Here is a 21,471-nt window from a genome sequence, read left to right as displayed (position 1 = left end):
CGACGTTGGTTTGCTTGGGGTTTGCGACCCGTCTGGCCTGATGGAAACGAACAACGTCATCTGAGGGAGACGTCAATATGAGTCTATCCGCAACTATCGCTCCTCACCTGCCGTTCCTTCGCCGTTTCTCGCGCGCCGTGTCGGGATCGCAGGAAAGCGGTGACGCGTTGGTCGCCGCCATGCTGGAGGCCATCATCGCCGACACCGAAGTCTTCCCCGAGGCATCGAGCGATCGCATCGCGTTGTACAAAGTTTTTGCCAGGCTTTTCACCTCGATTGCCATCCGCGTGCCGCAAGAGCATGCGCAGACCGCCTGGGAGCAGCGGGCCGCCGCCAATCTGAATGCTATCGCGCCGCGGCCGCGGCAGGCGTTCCTGCTTGTCGCCGTGGAAGGTTTCAGCGAGGACGAAGCAGCGGAGATCCTCGACGCCGACGAGCAGGAATTTTCCGAATTGCTTGCCCAGGCAAGCGCCGAGATTTCCCGCCAGGTCGCGACCGATGTGCTGATCATCGAGGACGAGCCGCTGATTGCCATGGACATCGAGGAGATGGTCGAAAGCCTTGGCCACCGCGTTGTCGGCACCGCGCGCACGCATGCCGAAGCGGTCGCCATGTTCGGCAGGACGCGCCCGAAAATGGTCCTGGCGGACATCCAGCTTGCCGACGGCAGCTCGGGTATCGAGGCCGTGAATGAAATCCTGTCCTCGACGCCGGTGCCGGTGATCTTCATCACCGCCTTCCCCGAACGCCTGTTGACCGGCGAGCGCCCCGAGCCGGCGTTTCTGGTGACCAAGCCGTTCAACCCCGATATGGTCAAGGCTCTGATCAGCCAGGCGCTGTTCTTCGACCGCCAGGCGAAAGCTGCAGCCTGACCGCACCGATGTCTGTTCATCGAGGTTCCATGCGAGGCTCCCGCGCCTCGCATGACGCAGTGCGGAATCTGATCCGCGAAAGCGCTTCCGGGGGGTCGTCTTTTTCCGCAAATGGTGGAACAAACGGCATTCAGCCACGTTTTTTCAGGACGTTAGAAGGAGGCATATCATGCTGTACTGGGCGCTCGTTTTTCTTGTGGTCGCGATCATCGCCGGCGCTCTTGGATTCGGCGGCATTGCCGGCACATCGGCTGGCATCGCGCAGATATTGTTCTTCATCTTCCTGGCCTTCCTGGTGATTTCGCTCATCGCCGGCCTTTTCAGAAGAGCCTGACGCGGGGAGCACCGGACACTGGAAGCCGCACCCCTCAAACGGTTTCCAGCCACCGCCGGGCGGTGTCCCCAAAGGACGTCGTCCGGCGGACCGTTTTTGAGGCTGCGCGCAGCCTCGGCATGTCGAGGCCGAAGCAGCAGTCTGTCGTAAAGCCGTTCAGCCTGGATGCGGGAAGTATTATTGGATGCGTTCCAAGGCCTCAGAAAAGGACGATCCGGGCAAGCGCAGCGACGAGGTGATCGCGATGCATCCGGCGGAAAGCGGGATGCAGTTGGGGCGTGCGTTGCTGCATGCGCTCCACAATGCCGGAATTTCGGTCCTCTATCAGGACCGGGAAATGAAGACCGTCTGGGCCCGCAACATGCGCGCGCCTTGGGCAGCCGAGACGGCCGACGGCAAGGATTTGCTCTCGCCTGCTCAGGCCGAACGCCTAAGTGCGGCCAAACACAGGGCGGTTGAAACCGGCAACGCTGATCGCCTCGAACTCGGCATTCCCGGCGTTGACGGCGTGCGCTGGTTCCAGATCTGGGTCGATGCCGATCATAGCGATACCGGGGAAGTCCAGGGCGTCGTCACCACCATGGTCGAGACCACGGAGCAGAAACGTCGCGAGCAGACGCTGAAGACGCTGCTGCGTGAGGTTAGCCATCGCTCGAAGAACCTTCTGGCCATCATCCAGAGCATAGCCACCCAGACCGGGCGCTACTCCGAGACGCTTGGCGACTTCCTGACCCGCTTTCGCGGCCGCATTCAGTCGCTCGCCTCGTCCCAGGATCTGGTTACATCCTCCAACTGGCGCGGCGCGGCGCTTCGAGAGCTCGTATCCGGCCAGGTCGGCCGCTACAGCGCCGACCCCCACCGCAGTCTGCGTTTCGATGGCGAAAACCCTTACCTCAACCCAAACGCCGCCTTGCATATCGGGCTGGCCATGCATGAGCTGGCCGTGAATTCGGTAAGTTACGGCGCCCTGTCGCAGCCTGACGGCCATGTCGAGGTAAGCGCCAAAATCGCGCCCGGCGGCGGAACTTCGGCCGACCTTTTGCTGATGTGGACGGAAAGGATCGGCGCCGGCAGGCGCAACGAAAAGCGCTTTGGCAGCGTCGCTCTGGAACGCGTCGTGCCGACGTCGCTCGGCGGCTCCGCCATCCTCGAGATCGATGAGGATCGGCTCGAATATCGCCTGACGATCCCGCACGGCAATTTCGAGACGGATTGACCGCCACACACGAACATTCGCCGACTTAACCGGCTGTTCACCATAAAGCCCGATTCTGTGTTCCTGGCTAAAACCGCGCCGAAAGCCCCAGCCGCGACCAATCACGCGATTTGGCACACGATTTGGCACGCGATTTGGGAGGACTGAATGATGGTTTCCGACATGAACAGGTTGGAGCAGGCCGCGCGCGTCTCGATGAGCAGCTTCCAGGACGCCGAGGCGCCGCCCTTGCCCCGTTCCTCCCATCTTTCGCTTCGTCTCGGCGCCGTCGCGCTCCTTGCTGCCCTGGTGCTGGCGGCAGCGTGGCAGCTGACCTGATCCGGCAGTTTCCCGGTCGCGCTTTAAGTCGGCAAGGGCTCGCGGCATCGCGGCGGCAGGAACTTTTGAGCGGCGAAAATCGTTCTTTGCCGCGGAGAGGGTTCACCCGTGGAACACACGCCGCTTTGCTCCTCGTCATCGGCTGCTCGGACGCCATGACCGGATGCCGCGAGCTGACTGTCCCGGTCAGCGTCTTCGAGACCTTTGAGGCTTGCACCGCCGAACGGCCCTTCGCGCTGGCTGACGTCCGGGGTCAGGCGCGACACATCGTCGGCGAGTGCCTCGTCGTCGATCCGGCGCTGGAGGACGACTACGACCAGATCGTCTGGACCGTGCGCCCCGACGGCTCGCTCGAGGCGTCGCTGGAAGTCTCCGGCACGCTTGTCGCGTCGAACGGCGCGCGCCCTGAAAAAGACTATCTTAATCAACAGTAAGATCGTGCAGGCAAAGCCCGTTTTTTCGTGCTAAATGGCGGCTGGCACTGCCGAAAGTGAGGACAAAAGTGAGGAGCAATTTTATGCGGAAGATGATCATTGCCATGGTTGCCGTGGTCGCTGTCAGCGGCTGCACCACGACCGAGCAGGATGTGGTCGGCGGCGGTCTGATCGGCGCCGGTGTCGGCGGCTTGGTAGGCGGCGGCAAGGGCGCGCTGATCGGCGCGGCTGTCGGCGCCGGATCGGGCCTCCTGGTCCGCAACCTGCGCAACGGTTATTGTCAGTATCGCGATCATCGCGGCCGGATCTACACCGCCCGCTGCAACTAAGAATGTCGATCTGGAGGCCGGTCTGCCGGCCTCCATTTCTTTGCCTGGGGACATGGCCGGCCGCTGGCATGGCGGCGCCGTTCAACCCGTGAGCGGAATCCTTATTTCCACCTTCAGCCCGTCGGCCTGAAAATCGCGCTTGATCGTGCCGCGCAGTTCGCGCGTGACGTTGAGATCGATCAGCTTGGTGCCGAAACCGGTTTTTGCCGGCTCTTCCAGCTGCTTCTGTCCTGCCTCCCGCCAGTTGAGCACCAGCGTCCGTTCGCGGCCGCGCCCTTCGACCGACCACTCGACTTTCAAGGCGCCAACCGAGCTGCCTGCCTCGCCATATTTCAGCGCATTGGTGGCAAGCTCGTGGAAGGTCAGGCCGAGCGCCTGCGTGGTGTTCTCGTCAAGCAGCACCTCCGGCCCCGACAAGATGCCTGCAGGCAGCTCCTTGCCGAACACCTGCCCGAGCTCGATGCGCAGGAGGTCGCCAAGATCCGCCTTCTGCCAGCGCGAGCGTGTCAGCATGTCCTGCGAAGCGGCCATCGCCTGCAGACGCGCCGAGAACGATGCCGAGAATTCCTTCACGTCGGTGGCCTGGGATGCCGTCTGCCGCGCGATCGCCAAAACCCTAGTGATCGAATTCTTGATGCGATGCTTCATCTCCTGCAGGATCAGGTCCTTCTCCAGCAGGCTCTTCTCCGTCGCCTCGTGCAGCAGCGACTTCGCCTCATAGGCACGCTCCTGATAGCGGGCCACCAGGGCGATCGCCCCGGCAAGCAGCAGGCCGAACAGCCCGAGCATCACCGGAATGGCGCGCGAGGAAGGCAGCGAGAAAGCGCTCGTCGGCCTAAACAGGACGGTCCAGGGTCGGCCGGCGACGACGATATTCCGCCGCGCCACAAGCTTCGCACCCAAGGACTCGGCCGGCGGCGCTTCCGACCGGAACAAGAGATTGTCGGCATTAGGCTTGCCGTCATAGATCTCGACATTGACCGGCAGCAGCGGCGCCTTGCTGAGCGCCACCTGGAACAAGTCGCGCGAGCGGAAGGCGGCATAGAGAAAGCCCGCGGTCGAGGACCGGCTGGCATTGATCACGTCCGGCGCCGTTTCCACGTTCAGCCGCACGAAGACCAGGAAACCCGGAAAGGTCTGCTTCGCGCCAACGCCCTGGCCGAGTTGGATAAGCCCGCTCGCATGCTGCTGGTCGTCGGCCATGGCCTTCTCGATCGCCGTCCGCCGCGCCGGCTCGCTGAACATGTCGAAGCCGATGGCCGACTGGTTGGACGTATCGAGCGGCTCGAAAAGCACAATCGGCGTTCGCCATTGCTGCTCGCTGGTGGCCGGATAGACAGGATGCGCCGAACCGTGATCGCGCAGGATGTCGCGCTCGACCGCTGCCTCGTCGCCGGTCTTGACCAGCTTCAGGAAGCCGATGCCGCGCAGGCCGGCGAAATTGTCGTCGATGTCGAGTGCGGTGAAGAAGGCGTTGAACTCGCCGCGCGTGATGTCGCCGTTGCGGGCGTCGAACAGCGCCTGCGTCGAGCGCAGCAGCGACAGGTGCAGGTCGATGCGGCTCTCGATGCGGTTGAGCGCGTCGTCGGCCGTTCCCTCGAACTTGATGCGCGCCGCCTCCTGGGTCGCGAAATAGGCGAACCCCGCCATCGTCAGGCTGATCAGTGCGACGGCGATGAAAGCGACGATCGGAAAGAGCTTTTTCAACGCAGGATGCGGCCCCTCGATGGTTGACCACCTTTATGGGCAAGTCTCCGCGCCAACACAATGGCGAAGCCAATCCATCACGGCCGCTGGCACATCACCTAAACGTAAATTAGCCAGCTAACTTATTGCCTTAGGCCGCGATCTTCAGCGCTCCGGGACCCGGAATGGCGCCCGGCGGGCACTTGCCCAAAATGATCATGCCGAGCACCTCGTCCTGGGTCACGTCGCCGGTGCGCGCCGTGCCGACGACCTGGCCGTTCTTCATCACGCAGACCCTGTCTGCCAGATCGAACACGTCATGGATGTCATGGCTGATCAGGAAGATGCCGATGCCGTCCGCCTTGAGCTGCCGCACCAGTTCGCCGACCTGGGCCGTCTCCTGGGGACCAAGCGCGGCTGTCGGCTCGTCCATGATCAGGATGCGGGCGTTGAACAGGATCGCGCGGGCGATCGCCACCGACTGCCTCTGCCCGCCGGACAGCTTGATCACCGGCTCCTTGAAGCGCTGGAAGCGCGGATTGAGCCGGCCCATCACCTTGCGCGCCTCGGCCTCCATGGCGACGTCGTCGAGCGTGCCCCAGGCGGTCATCAGCTCGCGGCCGAGGAAAAGATTGGCGGCGGCGTCGACATTGTCGGCAAGCGCCAGCGTCTGGTAGATCGTCTCGATGCCGTATCTCTTGGCATCGCGCGGATTGGAGATCGATGCGTCTTCGCCGTTGACGAAGATCTGCCCGGCATCGCGCTTGTAGGCGCCGGACAGGATCTTGATCAGCGTCGACTTGCCCGCGCCGTTGTGGCCAAGCAGCGCCACCACTTCGCCGGGGAAGAGATCGATGGAGGCGTCGTCGACGGCGCGGATGCCGCCGAAGGCGATCGAGATGTTGCGCATGTCGACCAGCGGGACGCCGGCGGAAGCATTCTTGTCTGCCATGGTCTCCTCCCTAGTAGTAACCTTTGAGCATGATCATTTCCGCAAACCGGTTTCCACTTTGCGGGATCATGCTCAGACGCGCTTGCGGTAGATGGTGTCGAGCCAGACCGCGACGACCAGCACGGCGCCGACGACGATGCTTTGCAGCGGCGAGTCGACGCCGAGCAGCACCATGCCGGACTGCAGCGACTGCATCAAAAGCGCGCCGAGCATGGCGCCGAGCACGGTTCCCGAGCCGCCGGCAAGCGAGGTGCCGCCGATCACCGCCGCGGCGATGACCAGGAGCTCGTCCAGGGTGCCCAGCGCATTGGTCGACGAATTCTGCCTGGCCGACGAGATCGCCGCCGCGATCGTTGCCAGCACGCCCATGATCATGAACACCTTCATGGTGATCCAGCGGGTGTTGATGCCGGCAAGGTTCGCCGCTTCCGGATTGCCGCCGATGGCGAAGACATAACGGCCGAAGCGGGTGCGCTTGGTGATGAAGGTCATGATCAGGCCGACCGCGACCGCCATCAGCACCGGAATGGCGATGCCGTGGGCGATGAACAACCCGCCTTCTGGAACGGTGATGTTGTTGGCGGCGGCGTATCGGTTCACGATGCCGACCGGCCAGGGATAGGAATTGGCCAGCCACACCGCGCCCATGATGATCGCGCAGGCGACCGCGCCGAGCAGCGTCTCGGCCCAGATCGGCCGGAGCGGGAAACGGAAGCGCTTGCGCTGCACCCGGCCGTGAAACAGCGCAAACACCACCGCCAGGCAGGCGACGACGCCCACCACCCAGCTCCATCTGGCGCCGATCGAGCCGGCCGGCCCGCCGCCCATCAGCTGGTAGGTGGCGTCGAGCGGCGCGACCGTCTGGCCGCTGGTGACCCACCAGGCGGCGCCGCGCCACACCAGCAGCCCGCCCAGCGTCACGATGAAGGCCGGCACCTCGAGATAGGCGATGACGAAGCCCTGGAAGGCCCCGATCAGCAGGCCGAGCGCCAGGCCGATGGCCAGCGCCAGCACCCAGATCCACGGATTGCCGAGCTCGAGCCCGACCATCCGCACCAGGAAATGCACCTGGGCAAAGCCCATGACCATGCCGATCAGCCCCTCGGCCGAGCCGACGGAGAGGTCGATGTTGCGCATGACGATGACCAGCACCATGCCCGAGGCCATAATGGCCACGGCCGAGGTCTGCACCGACAGGTTCCACAGATTGCGCGGCGTAAGGAACGTGCGGCTGTCGAAATCGAGCGGATTGACGCCGAGCCGCAGGCTCGAAATGACGTGCAGGCCGATCCAGATGATCAGCAGCGCGCCGACCATGCCGAGCATGCGGGTGTCGAGTTCGGTCGCCTTGAGGAAACGGCCGATCGCGCTGAGTTCGGAAGCACGTGCGCGATCCGCCGCCGGGTTGGCCGCCGTCTCAGAGGTCGTATCGGTCATGATCTCCTCCCACCGGCTGTCCTCTGACTCGGATGCCGGACCACAAATGCTGGGGCAACTCCAGGAAAAGTGTGTAATCCGTCCGGAATTGCTTGGAAACAAATGGCTGGGGCGGTTCGACGATTCTGCCAGACGATGAACCGCTCCACCGGCTTTCCCGTATCATTTGAAGCAGGAAGCCCTTTTTTGAGAAACGCCGCGGCTTTGGGCCGCGGCGTCAGGATTTGAATAAACGTCGGCCGGATCAATTGCAGACTGCGACCGCGCCAGCCGCGACGCCGGCGCAGACTTCGTCCTTCTTGATCCAGCCTGCGTCGATGACGACGTTGAGATTGTCCTTGGTGATGGCGATCGGGGTCAGGAACAGCGACTTGACGGTGTTGCCGCCAGGCGTGGTGAAGTCCTTGGCGCCGGCGATGTCGGCCATCTTCTTGCCGTCGGCGAGCTGCGAGGCGATCTCGGCGGCGTTCTTGCCGAGCTCGCGGGCGTCCTTCCACACCGACACGGTCTGCGTGCCGAGGGCGATGCGGTTGAGCGCCGCGTGGTCGCCGTCCTGGCCCGAGACCGGAACGGTGCCGGCCAGGCCCTGCGCCGTCAGCGCCGCGACGACGCCGCCGGCAGTACCGTCATTGGCCGCCACGACCGCATCGACCTTGTTGTCGTTGGCGGTCAGGAACTGTTCCATGTTCTTCTGCGCATTGGCGGGCAGCCAGCCGTCCGTATAGGCCTCGCCGACATTCTTGATCTTGCCGCTGTCGATGGCTTCCTTCAGCACTTCCATCGAGCCCGCGAACAGGAAATCCGCATTCGGATCGGCGCCCGAGCCCTTGATGAAGACGTAGTTGCCTTCAGGCTTGGCCTTAAACACCTCGCGGGCCTGCATGCGCCCGACTTCCTTGTTGTCGAAGGTCAGGTAGAACACATCCTTGTTCTCGATCAGGCGATCGTAGCCGACGACCGGAATGCCCTCGTCGAGCGCCTTCTGCACCGCCGGGCCGATCGCCGAGGCATCCTGCGCCAGGATGATCAGCGCGTTTGCGCCCTGCGAGATCAGGCTTTCGACGTCGGTCAGCTGCTTGCCCGGATTGGACTGCGCGTCGGCCGAAATGTATTTGTCGCCGGCCGCCTCGATCGCCTTCTTCATCGCCGCTTCGTCGGTCTTCCAGCGCTCTTCCTGGAAATTCGACCACGAAACGCCGATCACCTTGTCCTTCGCCTCTGCGACCGACGCCAGCGTCAACGACATGGCGACACCCGCCAGCATGGCGGTTGCGAATCTCTTCATGATTTCCTCCCTGCGCCCTTGCGGCGCGACCCAGACTGGCCCCAAGGCCGGTAACAGAGGCTTTTTTTCGAGCCTCGAAAAAACACTGATCCAACGCCGAAGCACTGTCAACTGCGATTCTGATGGTTTTTGAGGTGCCGCGAACTTTTTTTCGAGGCCCGCAATAAATAATGACAGCCTTGGCCGCTTCTGCCACTATCCTGAAAACAGTTGCACAGGAAGCGCGGAGCCGCTGCCGTGGGAACTGAATGAAACAAAATCCAGAGCGGTTCGGTGGTGTTGTATCCGCAACCGAACCGATCTGGCGTGTCGCCGACGGCCCATGCATTATCAAGAGGCCGCGCTGACCGGGAGGAGAAAAATGTCGGTCGGGATCCGCCACGACGACCTGCGCCGGCGCAACCGCGCCATGGTGCTCTCGGCCGTGCGCCGCGCCGGCCAGCCGTCGCGCACGGAGATCGCCGCGACCACCGGGCTCAGCCACTCGACCATTTCGGCAATTTCCTCGGACCTGATCCAGGAAGGCATCCTGGCCGAGAGCAAACCGAGCGAGGCGGCATCGCTGAAGCGCGGCCGGCCGCAGGTCGGCCTCGCCCTCAACCCCGAGGCGGCCGCGGTGGTGACGGTGGTGCTGTCGCTGAATTTCCTTTCCGTCGCCGTCATCGACTATGCCGGGCAGGTCATCGCCGAGGAGCAGCGGCGCCTCGATACGCTGACCATGCCGCGCGACGAGCTGATCGGCGAATGCGTGGCGATCGTCCGGCGCCGGCTGGAAGACCCCGACCTCGATGTCCGCAGCGTCGCCCGCATCGCCATGGGCATCCAGGGCATCACCGATTCCCATGCGCGGGCAATGCTGTGGTCGCCGATTACGCCTTTGACCGACATTCCTTTCGCCGACATCCTGGAAAAGGAATTCGGCATCCCGGCGACCATGGAGAACGACTGCAACATGATGGCGGTGGCGCTGCAATGGCGCGACCCCAACCGCTATCGCGACAACTTCATTGCCATCCTGCTGTCGCACGGCATCGGCATGGGCCTGGTGCTGAAGGGCGAGCTGTTCACCGGCACGCATTCTTCCGGCGGCGAGTTCGGCCACATGATCCATCGTCCAGGCGGCGCGCTCTGCCGTTGCGGACGCCGCGGCTGCGTCGAGGCCTATGCCGGGAACTACGCCATCTGGCGCAGCGCCATGAAGATGAGCGAGGACGCCGAGCCGGTCGACGTCGGCGACGCCGACATGCGGGCGCTTGCCGCCAAGGCGCGGGAGAAGGACGGCCCGGAGCGCGAGGCATACCGCCGGGCGGGCGAGGCGTTGGGCTTCGGCCTCGGCAGCCTGTTCGCGCTGATAGACCCGGCGCCGGTCGCCATGGTCGGCGTCAGCGCCGCCGCTTTCGACCTGATCGAGCCGTCGCTGCGCGAGGCCATCGCCCAGACCGCCGGTGGCCAGCACTCGGAATCGATCTCCTTCGACACTGAGCCGAACGAACTGCCGCTGATCCGCGAGGGCTGCGCCATGCGCGCGCTGACCTTCGTCGACCAGGAGATTTTCGCCCCGGGCGTCCAGGCAAGGGCGGGCGCCGGGAAGAATGTGGCCTGAGCGGCTTTCCGAATCGCCGGAGATTAGCGAAGGCCTTTTGAGCTTTCGTCATTCCAGGGCGGAGCAGGAGCGAAGCTCCGTCGCGAAGACCCTGGAATCCATGCCGTCACCTTGATCGAAATGCGCAGCGGAGCAGAATTCTGCACCGCAGTGCCGCGTCGACGTCACGGAATGGATCCTCGGGTCTGCGCCGCGTCGCTTCGCTCCTTGCTCCGCCCGTGGATGACGAAGCACGAGCGTCTCAGCTACTCACCAACGCATGCGATCCGGTAGCGGACGCGTCAATTCCACGAACGGTGCGCCTAATCCTCGCGGATTGCGTATCCCGCGCCGCGTATGGTGCGGATGACATCGGGCATGCGGCCGTTGTTGACCGCCTTGCGCAGGCGCCCGACATGTACGTCCACGGTGCGCTCGTCGATATAGATCGTCTCGCCCCAGACATTGTCGAGCAACTGGCTGCGCGAGAACACCCGGCCGGGATGCCGCATCATGAACTCGAGCAGCCGGAACTCGGTCGGACCGAGCCTGATCTCGCTCTTCTTGCGGTAGACGCGGTGTGATTCGCGGTCGAGCACGATGTCGCCGACTTTGAGCACGCTGGAAAGCACCTCCGGCTTGGCGCGGCGCAACAGCGCCTTGACCCTGGCCATGAATTCCGGCGTCGAGAACGGCTTGACCAGATAGTCGTCGGCGCCCGTCGAGAGGCCGCGCACCCTGTCGCTTTCCTCGCCGCGCGCCGTCAGCATGATGATCGGCAGCCGTTCGGTCTCGGGCCGCATCCTGAGGCGGCGGCAAAGCTCGATGCCGGAAACCGCCGGCACCATCCAGTCGAGCACCAGGAGATCGGGCACGTTCTCCTGCAGGCGGATCTCGGCTTCGTCGCCGCGGGTGACCACCTCGACCTGATAGCCTTCGGATTCGAGGTTGTAGCGGAGCAGCACCCCCAGCGGCTCCTCGTCCTCCACCACCATGATGCGTGGCGCGATCATTTAGCAGGTACCTTCGTTTGTCAGGCCGCCGGCGCCGACATCGCCGTCTCGTCCTGCTTCGGACGGTTTGCGGGCAATTGGGTGCCGGTCAGCACATAATAGGCATTCTCGGCGATGTTGGTGACGTGGTCGCCGATGCGCTCCAGATTCTTGGCGCAGAACAGGAGATGCGTGCAGGCCGTGATGTTGCGCGGATCCTCCATCATGTAGGTCAGGAGCTCGCGGAAGACGGAGGTGTATTTGACGTCGATGCGCTCGTCGTCGTTCCGGAGCTTGGCGAGCGCCGTGGCGTCGCCCACCGTGTACTCCTCGATCACGCCCTGGACCTGGATCAGCACCAGCTGCGCCATCGAGTCGATGGAGTGCGACAGGTCGCGCGGCGCGGCGCTGACGCCGACGGAGCCGACGCGCTTGGCGATGTTCTTGGCGAGATCGCCGATGCGCTCGAGGTCGCCGGCCATGCGGATCGCGCCGACCACGCTGCGCAGGTCGTCGGCCATCGGCTGGCGCTTGGCGATCAAGGTGATGGCGCGATCGTCGAGCTCGCGCTGGCGCGCGTCCATGATGGCGTCGTCGGAGACCACGCGCTGCGCCAGCGCGTTGTCGGAATTGAGCAGGGCCTTGGTCGACGCGCCGACCATCGAGCCGGCGAGATCGCCCATGTCACGGATAAGCTGGCTGATCTGCCTCAGATCCTCGTCGAAGGAAGCGACCGTATGGGCCATGATTATGTCCTCGTATGAAACTCAGCCGAAGCGGCCGGTGATATAGTCCTGCGTGCGCTTCTCGCGAGGCGAGGTGAAGATCTTCTCCGTCCGGTCGAACTCGACCAGCTCGCCGAGATACATGAACGCCGTCTGCCGCGACACGCGCGCCGCCTGCTGCATGTTGTGGGTGACGATCACGATCGTGTAGTCGGCCTGCAGCTCGTCGATCAGCTCTTCGATCTTGGCGGTCGACAGCGGGTCGAGCGCCGAGGCCGGTTCGTCGAGCAGGATGACCTCCGGCTTCACCGCCACGGTGCGGGCGATGCAAAGCCGCTGCTGCTGACCGCCGGACAGGCTCTGGCCGCTGGCGTTGAGCTTGTCCTTGACCTCGCTCCAGAGCGCCGCGCGCTTCAGCGCCGACTCGACCCGGTTGTCCATCTCGGCCTTGCTGATCTTCTCGTACAGCCTGACGCCGAAGGCGATGTTCTCGTAGATCGACATCGGGAACGGCGTCGGCTTCTGGAACACCATGCCGATCTTGGTCCTGAGCAGGTTGAGGTCCTGCGAGCGGTCGAGGATGTTCTTGCCGTCGAGCAGCACCTGGCCTTCCGCGCTCTGCTTCGGGTAGAGCTCGTAGATGCGGTTCAGCACGCGCAGCAGAGTCGATTTCCCGCAGCCCGACGGCCCGATGAAGGCGGTGACGCTGCGCTCGGGCAGCGACAGGTTGATGTCCTTCAGCGCCTTCGACTGGCCATAGTAGAAGTTGAGGTTCTTGACCTCGATCTTGGCCTTCTCGACGGCCGTGTCGGCTACGTTAAGGTCGGTGGACAACATCGGTTTCATCTGTCCTCTCTGCGTCCGGTAAGGCTGCGGGCGAAGATGCTCAGCCCGAGAACCGTCAGGGTTATTATGAGTGCGCCCGTCCAGGCCAGCTGCTGCCATTCCTCATAGGGGCTGAGCGCAAACTGGAAGATGGTCACCGGCAGGCTGGCCATCGGCGCGTTGAGATTGCTCGACCAGAACTGGTTGTTGAGAGCGGTGAAGAGCAGCGGCGCCGTCTCGCCGGAAATGCGGGCGATCGCCAGCAATATGCCGGTGACGATGCCGGAAAGCGCCGCGCGATAGGCGACCGAGCGGATCACCACCCAGCGCGGCGCGCCGATGGCGGTGCCGGCTTCGCGCAAAGCGTTGGGCACAAGGTTGAGCATGTCTTCGGTGGTGCGCACCACGACGGGGATCACCAGGATCGACAGCGCGACGGCGCCGGCTATCGCCGAGAAATGGCCCATCGGCCGCACCATCAGCTCATAGACGAACAGGCCGACGATGATCGACGGCGCCGACAAGAGGATGTCGTTGATGAAACGCACCACCGTGGTGAGCCGCGAGAAGCGCCCGTACTCCGCCATATAGGTCCCGGCGAGCACGCCGATGGGCGTGCCGACGACGATGCCGATGATGGTCATGATGATGCTGCCATAGATGGCGTTGAGCAGGCCGCCGGCGTCGCCGGGCGGCGGCGTCATTTCTGTGAACACCGCCAGCGAGACGCCGGAGAGCCCCTTGTAGACCAGCGCGCCAAGGATCAGCGCCAGCCAGGCGAGGCCGATGCCCGCCGCGACGACGCATAGCGCCATCATCACGGCATTCTTGCGCTTGCGGCTTTGGTGGAGCGATGCGGCGGTCGACATCGGTCAGGCTCCCGTGCGGCTATCGATGCGCAACAGCATGTAGCGTGCGAGCGCGAGGATGATGAAGGTGATGATGAACAGGATCAGGCCGAGCGCCACCAGCGACGACGTATAAAGCTCGCCATCGGCCTCGGTGAATTCGTTGGCGATGGTGGCCGAGATCGTCGTGCCCGGCGCGAACAGCGAGGCGCTGATGCGGTGCGCGTTGCCGATGACGAAGGTGACCGCCATCGTCTCACCGAGCGCGCGGCCGAGACCGAGCATGACGCCGCCCATGATGCCGACGCGGGTGTAGGGAATGACCACGCGCCGCGTCACTTCCCAGGTCGTGCAGCCGATTCCGTAGGCCGATTCCTTGAGCACCGCCGGCACCGTGTCGAACACGTCCTTGGTGATCGAGGTGATGAACGGCAGCACCATGATGGCGAGGATGAGCGATGACGTCAGCAGGCCGATACCGTAGGGCGGACCGGCAAACAGGCTGGAGAGCCCCGGGATGCCGTGAAAAATGTCGATGATGAAGGGCTGTATCGTCGTCTGCAGGAACGGCGCGAACACGAACAGGCCCCAGATGCCGTAGATGATCGAGGGAATGCCGGCGAGCAGCTCGACCGCGATGCCGATCGGGCGCCTGAGCGGGCGCGGACAGAGCTCGGTCAGGAAGACGGCAATGCCGATGCCGATCGGAACGGCGATGATGATGGCGATGGCCGAGGTGACGATGGTGCCATAGATGGGTGCAAGGGCGCCGAAATTCTCGGTGACCGGGTTCCACGCCTCCGTCGTCAGGAAGGAGAAGCCGAACTTCGACAGCGCCTCCCACGAGCCGGCGAACAGCGAGATCGCGACGCCGCCAAGAATGACCAGCACGAGAATGGCGGAAGCGCGCGTGGCCGCCCGGAAGACCATGTCGGTGAAGGCGAAGCGGCGCACCGTCGCTTCTCTGGTCCGCATGGCAGACGATGTCACGGCTTCGGAAACGGCACTCATCGAGCCCCTCGCATTTCAAAAGGTAGACAGGAGGGCGCCGGAAGCGCCCTCCTCATTCCGTAGGAATTACATGCCGGAATAGAGCGGCTTGCCGTTGCTGTCGACGATGTCCTTGCCCCACATTTCCTCGACGCTCTTCACGACCTTGTCGGGCATCGGAACGTAGTCAAGCTCGGCGGCCATCTTGTCGCCCTTGGCATAAGACCAGGCGAAGAACTTGAGCGCTTCGGTCGTGGCCGCCGCGTCGTCGGGCTTCTGGTAGACCAGGATCCAGGTCGCTGCGGTCATCGGCCACGACTCCGCGCCCGGCTGGTTGGCGAGGATGACGCCATAGCCTGGCTGCGAGCTCCAGTCGGCGTTGGCCGCGGCGGCCGAGAACGCCTTCCCGGTCGGCGCGACCTTCTTGCCGTCCTTGTTGACCATGTCGGCATAGGTGAGCTTGTTCTGCTTGGCATAGGCGTATTCGACATAGCCGATGGCACCGCCGGTCTGCGAGACGTTGTTGGCAACGCCTTCATTGCCCTTGGCGCCGATGCCCACCGGCCACTCAACTGCCTTGTCGACACCGACCTTTGCCTTCCAGTCCGCGCTCACGTCGCCGAGATAGTATGTGAAGTTGAACGTGGTGCCCGAGCCGTCGGAACGGTGGACCACCGCGATCGCCTGGTCGGGCAGCTTGATCTTGGGGTTGAGCTTCTTGATCGCCGCGTCGTTCCAGTTGGTGATCTTGCCCATGAAGATGTCGGCCAGCGTCGGGCCATCCAGAACCAACTCGCCCGGCTTGACGCCTTCGAGGTTGACGACCGGAACGATGCCGCCCATCACCATCGGGAACTGTGCAAGGCCGGTCGACTTGAGATCGTCGCCGCCGAGCGGCGCATCGGAAGCGCCGAAGGTCACGGTCTTGGCTTTGATCTGCTTGATGCCGCCGCCGGAACCGATCGACTGATAGTTGAGCCCGATGCCGGTTTCCTTTTTGTAGGCGTCGGCCCACTTGGCATAGATCGGATAGGGGAAGGTGGCGCCGGCACCCGAGATGTCCGCAGCCCAAGCGGCGGACAGGGTGAGCGTGGACGCCGTAGCCATTGCAATCGCAACGGCCGCCGAGCGGATGAAATGTCTCATGTGGCCTGCTCCTGTTCGGAATATGGTCTCTTGGCACCGCCTTCTGACGGCGCCCAGTGAGCGCAATAGCCCTCGATTATTACAGTTGGATGACAGTTTCGTGTCAGCCGCGTAACGTCCGAACAGGGATGTCTGGAGAGGCGCGCGGCGGCCTTCGCGGACCAGCCGGAGTTTGCCGCCGGAATCAGTAACTTGTCTGACTTTTGATTAAAAAATATCCCGGCGGCCGAAATATCGGCCGCCGGGAAATAAAATCCGGACGAGAGCGCGTTGCTCGAATGCCAGAGCGGATCATGGCATGGCCATCGCCGAAAACAGGTCCGTTGGGGTAGAGTCGACGCTGTTCCTTGCCGGCGGTCGCTGCTCCCGCCCGTAACCGAGGGGCGGAATCGACAAGGACCATTGTCTTGGCTTGGCCTCCGCTTTGGTATGGTGCGATCACACCATACGTCCGCGTCAAGCGATCAGACGGCCCGCTGGCGGAAGCGCGCCGGCGGTCGACCGGGTAGAAAAAAGCTCCAGCCGCCGCGCATTTTTCCTGGATCTGCTTCTAGAGCAATTCCAGGAAAAGTGTGAGCGGTTTTCCGTCCGGAATTGCGTAAAAACAAAGAGTTAGAGCGGTTCGGCGTTTCCGTGGTAATTGCTCACCCCTACGCCTGGGCGAATGCCAAGGGACGCGCGTTGAGGGTTGTGGTTAGGGCGTCGAGTGGGTCGATGGCCCGTCGTCGGGCGGTTTCGAGGACGGATCGAATGTCGGCGTAGAGCTTGGCGCCCCACTCTGTTCGGAACCCGTTGGTGATCTTGCGGAACGTCACGCAAGGGCGCAGGGCGCGCTCGGAGGCGTTGTTGGTCGCCTCCAGCGCCCGATTGGTGATGAAGACGAACAGGTTTCGGCGGATTTCACCGATTGTCTTGTGCAGCTTGATGCCTTCTTCGTGGGTGGGACGCAGCCTGAGCAGCTCGCTCAGCTTCTTGACGAACTTCCTGTTATAGAAAGCCAGCTGTCGATCGCTGAGCTGATCGCGCTCGCGACCGATGCGGCAAGCGCGCTTGAGCAGCGCGATCAGGCCGGGCGCAAAACAATCGTCGCCGGCATCCATGGCATACTGAGCGTCACGGATGAGATGCGCCAGACAAAACTGGTGCTGACGTTTGGCGAAGCCCTTTTGGGCACCATAGCGGTCGGAAAGCCAGAAATCGGGGCGACGATCAGCCAGGAAGTCTTCCAGCACACGCTTGGCCCGCGTCGGATCGGCCAGGAAGACGGCGCTGTCCTTGTGATGAACCACCCAGAGCCAGAAGTTGCGCTTGCCGACCCGCAGGCCGGTTTCGTCCGAGGCCAGCGCCGGCGCGGCCATGAGGTCGTTGCGAATGCGCTCGGTCTGCGCGGCGAAGGGGACTGCGGCCCGCTTGAGCATGTTGACCAGCGCCCCCTCGCTGATCTCCACCCCGAATAGATCGCACAGCGTCCGCGACAGGCGTTCGAAGGCGATGCCGTGCGTGTAGCGCAGGTAAATCACCAGGGCGCGCAGCTTTGCCCCGAACGGCGAGCCAGGCGGCATGTCCGCCGGTGCGGCAGCCTTGAAGCGCCGGCTGCAGTTCGGGCAGGCGCCGCCGTAAAGGTTGATCCGCGTCACCACCGGTTCGATCGGCGGAAGCTCGACATGATCATAGGCTTCGCACAGCCATTGCCGCGCGCCCGAGACATCCGCCCGGCAATGTGGGCAGCACGAAGCGCGCATCTCCAATGTTTGCGTCGGGTTCGAAGCCATCGCACGATGCGCCCCGGTCCGCCCTTTCCGGCGCCGCCGCCGCTTGCTTGCCGGCGGCGTTGCCGCCGAAGCCTTGCGACCTTGCGAGGGCGGAACACTCGAATTATCCGGTGTCTTTGGCGGAAGCCCGAGCCGCGCCTCCAGTTCCGCAACCCGCCGCGTCAACTGCTCGATCATCGCGGCCTGCGCCAAAATGATCTCTATCAGCTGTTCCCGGTCCAGCGAATCAAGAACCGCGCGATCCATCCGCAGCTTGAATCACGCAATGCCATTCCCGTCAAACCCACGCCGGCTTTCGAGAGGGTGAGCAATTACTTTCCGTGAAACGATGAACCGCTCTAGCCGGCGCCGCGGCGAACCTCGGCGCCGGGACCGAGCCATCTTTCGACCTTCTCGAGCAGCGCCTTCGGGCTGATCGGCTTCGGCAGGTAGTCATCCATGCCGGCTTCCAGGCAGCGTTCGCGGTCCCCTTTCAGCGCGTGCGCGGTGACGCCGACGATCGGCACATGCGTGCCCGTCTCCTCTTCAAGCTTGCGGATGGCCGCGGTCGCCTCCAGACCGCTCATCTCCGGCATCGACACATCCATGAGGATCATGCGCGGGCTGAGCTTGCCGAAAGCCTCGAGCGCCTTGCGGCCGTTGGCGACGATCTCGAAATGATAGCCGGTCTCGCCAAGGATCTGCGTGAACACCAGCTGGTTCACCTCGTTGTCCTCGGCGACGAGTATGTCGAGCCCGCTCTCCGCGCCGGCCGGACGCGGACGGGCCCGCGCCGGCGGCGGCTGCAACAGGACGCGATCCGACGCCGCCGCTTGTGCCGTCGGCGCCCGCGGCGCGCCGGGCGCCGATCCGACGCCGCCGGCCAAAGGCGCATGGATGGCCGTCGTGCTGTGGCGATGGCGCTGGATGGTGGCGACCAGCGTCTCCAAGAGGATGGAGGAGCGCGCCGGCTTGATGAGCTGCGCATCGATGCCGAGATCGCGGTAGGCGGCGCTGGCGAGCGACTGGTCGACCGAGGTCAGCATGATGATCGGCGTGTGGGCGAGGCCGGCGGTGTTGCGCACGATGCGCGCCATTTCGGCGCCGGTCATGCCCGGCATCTGGTAGTCGAGCACGACGCAATCGACGGCCACGCCGTAGGCGGCGGCGGCAATCAGCACCTTCAGCCCCTCGGCGCCGCTTTCCGCCGCGCAGGAATCGAAGGTCCACGAGGCCATCTGCTCGCTGAGGATCGACCGATTGACGGCATTGTCGTCGACGATCAGCACGCGCGCGCCGGTCACGTCGACCGGCATGATCCGCTGCCCGCCTTGCGCGGCCCGCGGCAGCGTCACGGTGAACCAGAAGGTCGAGCCCTTGCCCTCGGCGCTGTCGACGCCGATCTCGCCGCCCATCAGCTCGACCAGCCGCGAGGTGATGGCAAGGCCGAGGCCGGTGCCCTCGTGCCGTCTTGTCGAGGAGGTGTCGACCTGGCTGAACTTCTCGAACACCAGCTTCAGCTTGTCCTCGGGGATGCCTATGCCCGTGTCGGTGATCGAGATGGTGAGCCTGGTGCCGGCCGGGACCCGCTCGCCGGTGACGTCGACCAGCACGTGGCCCTCGTCGGTGAATTTCACCGCGTTGCCGAGCAGGTTGGTGACGATCTGCCGGATGCGGCCGACGTCGCCGACGAACTGACCGTCGAGCCCCGGCTGGACGCGGACGATGAGCTCGAGATCCTTCTCCTTGGCGCGCGTCGAAACCAGCGTCGCCACATCCTCGATCGCCTCGGCGAGATTGAAGGGCGCCGGGTCCAGCACGAGCTGGCCGGCGTCGATCTTGGAGAAGTCGAGGATGTCGTTGATGATGGTGAGCAGGGCGTTGCCGGATTTGACGATGATGTCGGTGAACGTCTTCTGCTTCGAATCGAGGTCCGATTTGGCGAGCAGTTCGGCCATGCCGAGCACGCCGTTCATCGGCGTGCGGATTTCGTGGCTCATATTTGCCAGGAATTCCGACTTGGCGCGATCGGCGAGCACGGCACGCTGGCGTGCCTCTCTGAGCTCCGCCTCGCGCTGTTTCAGTTCCGTTATGTCCGTGGTCGACCCGATCAGATAGAGCGAGCCGTCGGACGCGATCATCGCGCCCTTGCGCGCGAACTGGTGGCGCACGCTGCCGTCGGGCAGCGTCACCTTCTCCTCGACCTCCTGCGTCTCTCCGGTACGCAGCACCGCGAGGTCGCCTGCCACGAAGGCCTCGCCGTCGGCGCCGAATATCTCGACATCGGTCTTGCCGATCGCCTCTTCCTTGCTGAAGCCGGTGAGGTCGCACCAGCCCTTGTTGACGTAGAATTGCCTCAGATCCGAGCGCTTGGCGTAGATCGACACGGGCACATTGTCGATGAGGCTGCGGAACACCTCGTTCTCGCGCATGCTTTCCTTGAGCGCCCGCTCGCGCGCCTTGACGTCGGTGATGTCGGTGCTGGAGCCGACAAGATGCACCGACCCGTCGGTGGCGACGAGGCGGCTCTTGCGCGTCATCAGCTGCCGCACCGTGCCGTCGCGATGGGTGACGGGTTCCTCCACCTCGCGCCCCTTGCCGGTGGCGACGACCTCGGTGTCGTCGTGGCTATAGCTTTCGGCGTCCTCGGCGCCGAAAAGCTGGCGGTCTGTCTTGCCGATGACGTCTTCCTTGGGAATGCCTGTCAGCGCGCACCAGGCCTTGTTGACGAACTCGATCGAGAGGTCCTCGGCCTTGATGAAGGCGGCCACAGGCAGTTCGTCCATCACATGCCGGTAGAGATCGATCTGCTGCATCGAGTCGCGCAGCGCCTTCTCGCGGGTCTTGATGCCGGTGATGTCGACGCGCACGCCGATGAACGTGCCGTCGTCGGTGCGCATGTCGTATACTTGGTACCAGCGCCCGTCGGGATTGAGGCGCTCGTAGGACGAATTGGGCAAACGGTAGCGCCTGAGCATTGCGTCGAGCCAGCGTTCGGTATCGACGCCGTAGAGGCTGTCGATCTCACTGTCGCCGCTCGACCGGAAATAGCCCACGGAATGGCCGAGCGCCAATGCCTCGCGAAAGGTGCGGCCTGGCTGCCAGGCCGGCTTCAGCGCCGGCAGCGTATCCTGCAGCTTGCGATTGGCGAAGACGAACCGGTCGTCGCGGTCATAGATGATGACGCCGGCCGGCAGCGACTCCAGCACGGTAGCGAGGTTCTTGCGCGCATCCTCGGCCTCGGTCTCGCGATGCTTCATGTCGGTGATGTCGACATAGGAGATCAATCGCTTGCCGCCGGCAAGCGGCGCCAAGGAAGCGATCAGCGTGCGGCCGTCATTGCGCGGCAGCTGCCTGGAGCCGGCAATGCCCGCCCGGATTTCCGCCTCGCGCTCAGCGATGTGGCGCTGCCAGGCGGCCTGGTCGGCGCCGTAGGGATCGGCGTCGCGGCTCGCTTCCATCAGCTCGCGGAAGCCGCAGCCGACCGCGGCGCGAAACGGATCGATCTGCCAGAAATCATAGAAGGCGCGGTTGATGATCTCCGCCCTGAGATCGGCATCGAGGACGATGACGCCGATCGGCATCGAATCGACCATCAGGCGAAGATTGGTAAGCGCTTCCGAAGCCGCTGCCGCGTGCTGCGTTGCGGCGAATCTCTCGTTTCCGCCCGCAATTGCCCTTTGAGAATCACGCGCGTCGCCCGCCCCGACCGTCCCGTCCGAATCCGCCATTCCTACCCCCAAGGCCGA

At 64.0% G+C, this 21,471-nt stretch carries 19 protein-coding genes; 7 read left to right on the top strand and 12 right to left on the bottom strand.

Annotated elements, in window-relative coordinates:
- The first annotated feature begins 77 nt into the window (after window positions 1-77).
- The 6 genes from QAZ22_RS08700 to QAZ22_RS08675 all read left to right on the top strand — a co-directional run bounded on the left by QAZ22_RS08700 (window position 78) and on the right by QAZ22_RS08675 (window position 3,503).
- The gene (locus QAZ22_RS08700) at window positions 78-872 is read left to right on the top strand and encodes a response regulator (RefSeq protein WP_278206297.1); all 795 of its coding nucleotides are present in this window, start codon (window positions 78-80) and stop codon (window positions 870-872) included.
- Window positions 873-1,041: 169 nt separating this feature from the next.
- Window positions 1,042-1,206 (top strand): DUF1328 domain-containing protein, encoded by a 165-nt coding sequence (locus QAZ22_RS08695; RefSeq protein WP_018429836.1) that lies wholly within the window; start codon window positions 1,042-1,044, stop codon window positions 1,204-1,206.
- A 184-nt stretch (window positions 1,207-1,390) separates the two neighbouring features.
- Window positions 1,391-2,422, top strand: a complete 1,032-nt coding sequence (locus QAZ22_RS08690; RefSeq protein ID WP_278206291.1) for a sensor histidine kinase — start codon at window positions 1,391-1,393, stop codon at window positions 2,420-2,422.
- Window positions 2,423-2,569: 147 nt separating this feature from the next.
- Window positions 2,570-2,740: a hypothetical protein gene (locus tag QAZ22_RS08685; protein ID WP_278206290.1), complete on the top strand. Its 171-nt coding sequence runs from the start codon at window positions 2,570-2,572 to the stop codon at window positions 2,738-2,740.
- 155 nt (window positions 2,741-2,895) lie between these two features.
- Window positions 2,896-3,174 carry a hypothetical protein gene (locus QAZ22_RS08680; RefSeq protein ID WP_347566949.1) on the top strand — a complete coding sequence of 93 codons (279 nt, stop codon included), beginning with the start codon at window positions 2,896-2,898 and terminating at the stop codon, window positions 3,172-3,174.
- 83 nt (window positions 3,175-3,257) lie between these two features.
- Window positions 3,258-3,503 carry a YMGG-like glycine zipper-containing protein gene (locus QAZ22_RS08675; protein ID WP_027166589.1) on the top strand — a complete coding sequence of 82 codons (246 nt, stop codon included), beginning with the start codon at window positions 3,258-3,260 and terminating at the stop codon, window positions 3,501-3,503.
- Window positions 3,504-3,584: 81 nt separating this feature from the next.
- Here QAZ22_RS08675 and QAZ22_RS08670 read toward each other — a convergent pair whose 3' ends face one another.
- From QAZ22_RS08670 to xylF, 4 genes are all read right to left on the bottom strand, one after another.
- Window positions 3,585-5,210, bottom strand: a complete 1,626-nt coding sequence (locus tag QAZ22_RS08670; RefSeq protein ID WP_278206285.1) for a CHASE domain-containing protein — start codon at window positions 5,208-5,210, stop codon at window positions 3,585-3,587.
- 130 nt (window positions 5,211-5,340) lie between these two features.
- Window positions 5,341-6,141: an ATP-binding cassette domain-containing protein gene (locus tag QAZ22_RS08665; RefSeq protein WP_278206284.1), complete on the bottom strand. Its 801-nt coding sequence runs from the start codon at window positions 6,139-6,141 to the stop codon at window positions 5,341-5,343.
- Between the two features lie 72 nt (window positions 6,142-6,213).
- Window positions 6,214-7,578, bottom strand: a complete 1,365-nt coding sequence (locus tag QAZ22_RS08660; protein ID WP_278206283.1) for a sugar ABC transporter permease — start codon at window positions 7,576-7,578, stop codon at window positions 6,214-6,216.
- 244 nt (window positions 7,579-7,822) lie between these two features.
- Window positions 7,823-8,863 (bottom strand): D-xylose ABC transporter substrate-binding protein, encoded by a 1,041-nt coding sequence (gene xylF / locus QAZ22_RS08655; RefSeq protein WP_278206282.1) that lies wholly within the window; start codon window positions 8,861-8,863, stop codon window positions 7,823-7,825.
- 361 nt (window positions 8,864-9,224) lie between these two features.
- Here xylF and QAZ22_RS08650 point away from each other — a divergent pair, with 361 nt between their 5' ends.
- A complete protein-coding gene (locus QAZ22_RS08650) occupies window positions 9,225-10,466 on the top strand; it encodes an ROK family transcriptional regulator (protein ID WP_278206281.1) in 1,242 nt (413 codons plus the stop codon).
- Window positions 10,467-10,768: 302 nt separating this feature from the next.
- On the opposite strand, the gene phoB is transcribed toward QAZ22_RS08650, so the two are convergent.
- The 8 genes from phoB to QAZ22_RS08610 all read right to left on the bottom strand — a co-directional run bounded on the left by phoB (window position 10,769) and on the right by QAZ22_RS08610 (window position 21,453).
- On the bottom strand, window positions 10,769-11,458 hold the full coding sequence (phoB, locus tag QAZ22_RS08645; RefSeq protein WP_010911896.1) for a phosphate regulon transcriptional regulator PhoB: 690 nt from the start codon (window positions 11,456-11,458) through the stop codon (window positions 10,769-10,771).
- Between the two features lie 20 nt (window positions 11,459-11,478).
- The gene (phoU, locus tag QAZ22_RS08640; RefSeq protein WP_278207800.1) at window positions 11,479-12,186 is read right to left on the bottom strand and encodes a phosphate signaling complex protein PhoU; all 708 of its coding nucleotides are present in this window, start codon (window positions 12,184-12,186) and stop codon (window positions 11,479-11,481) included.
- An 18-nt stretch (window positions 12,187-12,204) separates the two neighbouring features.
- Window positions 12,205-13,008, bottom strand: a complete 804-nt coding sequence (gene pstB, locus QAZ22_RS08635) for a phosphate ABC transporter ATP-binding protein PstB (protein WP_278076349.1) — start codon at window positions 13,006-13,008, stop codon at window positions 12,205-12,207.
- Window positions 13,005-13,856 (bottom strand): phosphate ABC transporter permease PstA, encoded by an 852-nt coding sequence (pstA, locus tag QAZ22_RS08630; RefSeq protein WP_278206263.1) that lies wholly within the window; start codon window positions 13,854-13,856, stop codon window positions 13,005-13,007. The genes pstB and pstA overlap by 4 nt, the downstream gene beginning before the upstream one ends.
- Window positions 13,857-13,859: 3 nt before the next feature.
- On the bottom strand, window positions 13,860-14,846 hold the full coding sequence (pstC, locus tag QAZ22_RS08625; protein ID WP_278206260.1) for a phosphate ABC transporter permease subunit PstC: 987 nt from the start codon (window positions 14,844-14,846) through the stop codon (window positions 13,860-13,862).
- 66 nt (window positions 14,847-14,912) lie between these two features.
- Window positions 14,913-15,971 (bottom strand): phosphate ABC transporter substrate-binding protein PstS, encoded by a 1,059-nt coding sequence (gene pstS / locus QAZ22_RS08620; protein WP_278076345.1) that lies wholly within the window; start codon window positions 15,969-15,971, stop codon window positions 14,913-14,915.
- Window positions 15,972-16,621: 650 nt separating this feature from the next.
- Window positions 16,622-17,989: an IS66 family transposase gene (locus QAZ22_RS08615; RefSeq protein WP_278203789.1), complete on the bottom strand. Its 1,368-nt coding sequence runs from the start codon at window positions 17,987-17,989 to the stop codon at window positions 16,622-16,624.
- Window positions 17,990-18,081: 92 nt separating this feature from the next.
- Window positions 18,082-21,453 (bottom strand): response regulator, encoded by a 3,372-nt coding sequence (locus QAZ22_RS08610; RefSeq protein ID WP_278206258.1) that lies wholly within the window; start codon window positions 21,451-21,453, stop codon window positions 18,082-18,084.
- Between the last annotated feature and the right edge of the window lie 18 nt (window positions 21,454-21,471).

Origin of the sequence: Mesorhizobium sp. WSM4906 (genome assembly GCF_029674625.1) — a bacterium.
Lineage (GTDB): Bacteria > Pseudomonadota > Alphaproteobacteria > Rhizobiales > Rhizobiaceae > Mesorhizobium.
The sequence above is the reverse complement of the archived record's forward strand: the minus strand, read 5'-3'. Positions and strand labels throughout refer to the sequence as shown.

Bases quoted from the DNA above. Each gene is read 5' to 3' on its own strand.
- QAZ22_RS08700 (WP_278206297.1), top strand. From the start codon at position 78: ATGAGTCTATCCGCAACTATCGCTCCTCACCTGCCGTTCCTTCGCCGT.
- QAZ22_RS08695 (WP_018429836.1), top strand. From the start codon at position 1,042: ATGCTGTACTGGGCGCTCGTTTTTCTTGTGGTCGCGATCATCGCCGGC.
- QAZ22_RS08690 (WP_278206291.1), top strand. From the start codon at position 1,391: ATGCGTTCCAAGGCCTCAGAAAAGGACGATCCGGGCAAGCGCAGCGAC.
- QAZ22_RS08685 (WP_278206290.1), top strand. From the start codon at position 2,570: ATGATGGTTTCCGACATGAACAGGTTGGAGCAGGCCGCGCGCGTCTCG.
- QAZ22_RS08680 (WP_347566949.1), top strand. From the start codon at position 2,896: ATGACCGGATGCCGCGAGCTGACTGTCCCGGTCAGCGTCTTCGAGACC.
- QAZ22_RS08675 (WP_027166589.1), top strand. From the start codon at position 3,258: ATGCGGAAGATGATCATTGCCATGGTTGCCGTGGTCGCTGTCAGCGGC.
- QAZ22_RS08665 (WP_278206284.1), bottom strand. From the start codon at position 6,141: ATGGCAGACAAGAATGCTTCCGCCGGCGTCCCGCTGGTCGACATGCGC.
- QAZ22_RS08660 (WP_278206283.1), bottom strand. From the start codon at position 7,578: ATGACCGATACGACCTCTGAGACGGCGGCCAACCCGGCGGCGGATCGC.
- xylF (WP_278206282.1), bottom strand. From the start codon at position 8,863: ATGAAGAGATTCGCAACCGCCATGCTGGCGGGTGTCGCCATGTCGTTG.
- QAZ22_RS08650 (WP_278206281.1), top strand. From the start codon at position 9,225: ATGTCGGTCGGGATCCGCCACGACGACCTGCGCCGGCGCAACCGCGCC.
- phoB (WP_010911896.1), bottom strand. From the start codon at position 11,458: ATGATCGCGCCACGCATCATGGTGGTGGAGGACGAGGAGCCGCTGGGG.
- pstB (WP_278076349.1), bottom strand. From the start codon at position 13,008: ATGAAACCGATGTTGTCCACCGACCTTAACGTAGCCGACACGGCCGTC.
- pstA (WP_278206263.1), bottom strand. From the start codon at position 13,856: ATGTCGACCGCCGCATCGCTCCACCAAAGCCGCAAGCGCAAGAATGCC.
- pstC (WP_278206260.1), bottom strand. From the start codon at position 14,846: ATGAGTGCCGTTTCCGAAGCCGTGACATCGTCTGCCATGCGGACCAGA.
- pstS (WP_278076345.1), bottom strand. From the start codon at position 15,971: ATGAGACATTTCATCCGCTCGGCGGCCGTTGCGATTGCAATGGCTACG.
- QAZ22_RS08615 (WP_278203789.1), bottom strand. From the start codon at position 17,989: ATGGATCGCGCGGTTCTTGATTCGCTGGACCGGGAACAGCTGATAGAG.
- QAZ22_RS08610 (WP_278206258.1), bottom strand. From the start codon at position 21,453: ATGGCGGATTCGGACGGGACGGTCGGGGCGGGCGACGCGCGTGATTCT.